This is a genomic window from Chlorobium sp. N1 (assembly GCF_004332115.1).
Lineage (GTDB): Bacteria > Bacteroidota > Chlorobiia > Chlorobiales > Chlorobiaceae > Chlorobium.
This window is the reverse complement of the sequence record NZ_SJPA01000027.1, coordinates 1-2,134: the sequence shown is the minus strand read 5'-3', so window position 1 is coordinate 2,134 and position 2,134 is coordinate 1. Positions and strand designations below refer to the sequence as shown.

Sequence of the window (2,134 nt, the reverse complement as noted above, 5' to 3'; positions counted from 1 at the left end):
CAAGTCAGGGTCCCCGCCAGTGAAGGGGGATGCCATATAATCCAGCATAAAAAAATAACCCGCCAGTTTGAGGGCACGCTTGCGCGCATCGCCTTAACGGGTTTTGTTGCCTAAAATGTACAAAATGGCCAAGTGTAATTCAAGCGAAATACGCGAAGACAATGTAAGAGAGAGTGGTAAATGACGAGTGCAAAGGTGAACGGAAAACGTGTTCATCACAGGAACCATCGCGGGAATCATCTCGATATCGTTTCGGATTAAGATACGGACTCTGCGGATAGTCTGGATGACGAGGCTGGGCCTATGTTTTGAGGGACTACTAATATATTAACTTTACATAACTAATATTATACAACACATTTCAGGAGACAGAAGAAGTGCATGAGACTGGTGCCTCTGGTGCTCCAGACGGATGGGATAGCGAATTCTGGGAATGATCATGTCCTATGATTTCTTCTCCCTATCACCCTAATCCTTCATTTTCTCAAGCAGCACTTCCAGGTTGTTCTGCGTCGTGATCGTATTCGGATGCGATGCTCCTAATGACTGCTCACATATCCGCACAGCGCGGCGGTACAGCGGCTCGGCTTCTGTCGTGCTCAACGGCAGTTTGCAAGTTGTGGTTTTGTGGAATGCTTTTGCGTAGCAAAACCACAACTTGCAAACTGTCCGGCGCACGTAGTGCGCGATGTTGAAGCACTATATTATACTTTTTTTGCCCACCGCTTACCGTTAATGAACGTAATTCCTTCGTATGCAGGTTCAAGAGAGCGATAAACACCATTCTTCTCTGCAAAAGATTTCAAGTGTCGATTGCACCCTGCGTCCCAACTAACGACTTCAATTTTCCAACCATGTTTTTTTGCTCGTTCTAGCTGTTTAATAAAGCCGCCACCGTCTTCATAACCACTACCGTCCCCAGTCAGAAGCACAAGAGTTTCTGGTGTGTCACAGTCAAGTATTCTATTGGCCATAGCCAAGTGCAACGATTCATCAACGGCAACTTCACCGCCCGACAAGGCTCCGCGCTCTTGCCTTTCTACTACAACACCAAGGTCACTAAAGCGTTTCCAGAGAGCGTCATTGCGAGGTGGTTCAGAACCACTAAGAAAGGCGTAGTCAACAGCTCTTTTATTGGCTGCAAAATCAAATAAATGTTCGAAGTGAATTCGAAATGCTTGTTCGTCATGCGGTTCTTTCTTCTCACAGAGACCTCTCCCCACAAGCCAAATATTGGAATTATCCCAGAAAATGTTTATTCCCATTTATTTCTCCATTTGTATAACGTAGAGCTAACCGGCGCTGCGCGGCTTTATCGCGCAGCGTCCAGCGACCGAAGGGAGCGAGGTTGAGCGCCATGTTAGATTTCATTTTGCAGGGCAGATTGTTTGCCAAATAACCAAATACTGATTTGCGATGAGATCAAAGGCTTTAGGTAGGTCAAGAACTGGGAAATTGCAATTCTTGTTGAAGCTCTCATCAAACAATGGTTCCAGGCTTTTGCCGTGAGTATCGAAGCTGGTGATCCGGTACACAAAATATAGGTAGTTACACCTGTCGCCGTAGTTATTCTTGATTGCCGCAAGCATGCTGTTTATGTCTTTGGGTCTTGGCAATGAAGCCCAAGATGCGTCAGGAAGTTCCAGTTTATCTTTGTGTGGAAGCAACGGTTCGTTGTAGAGCTTGTTGTACTGACTCTTGAAGTCGTTCAGAAGCTCATCGAATCTATTTGAGACGGTGCTTGGGTCGTCGAATATGTAGAGGAGCCAGAAGTAGTTTTCAAATAATGAGCGCGCGAGGATGTGCGTAATTATTCTGCTGTCGATATCCTGCTGAGTTTCGGGAAAGCTTTGAAGGACTGTTCCGGCAACGGAATTAAATCTCAGGGCTTCGCTCATGAAAAATTTCTCCGCACCACTTGCAGGAGCATGCTGCTTGATGCGCTGAAGTTCGGAGCGAAGAGTATCGTAGTCGTTTGGCATCGTGCTTCCTGAAATCTAACAATAATGGCTCTTCGTCAAATTTAGTGGGAATGCGGGAGGAAATGGATAGCTTGACGTAGTCTCAAGCCTCACCAATCCAACCCGCAGTCTCGTGATGGAATCCCTGATCTCTCATTACCAGCAGCTTCTTG

The 2,134-nt window shown here is 46.3% G+C and carries 3 protein-coding genes; all 3 read right to left on the bottom strand.

Going from position 1 to position 2,134, the window contains the following annotated elements; all coding sequences use genetic code 11:
* Nucleotides 1-468: 468 nt before the first annotated feature.
* The 3 genes from E0L29_RS11770 to E0L29_RS11380 all read right to left on the bottom strand — a co-directional run bounded on the left by E0L29_RS11770 (nucleotide 469) and on the right by E0L29_RS11380 (nucleotide 1,982).
* The gene (locus tag E0L29_RS11770; protein ID WP_347564604.1) at nucleotides 469-678 is read right to left on the bottom strand and encodes a tetratricopeptide repeat protein; all 210 of its coding nucleotides are present in this window, start codon (nucleotides 676-678) and stop codon (nucleotides 469-471) included.
* Between the two features lie 26 nt (nucleotides 679-704).
* On the bottom strand, nucleotides 705-1,265 hold the full coding sequence (locus E0L29_RS11385) for an NYN domain-containing protein (RefSeq protein ID WP_131359202.1): 561 nt from the start codon (nucleotides 1,263-1,265) through the stop codon (nucleotides 705-707).
* Nucleotides 1,266-1,367: 102 nt separating this feature from the next.
* Entirely contained in the window at nucleotides 1,368-1,982 is a 615-nt protein-coding gene (locus E0L29_RS11380) for a DUF5677 domain-containing protein (protein WP_131359200.1), read from the bottom strand.
* Between the last annotated feature and the right edge of the window lie 152 nt (nucleotides 1,983-2,134).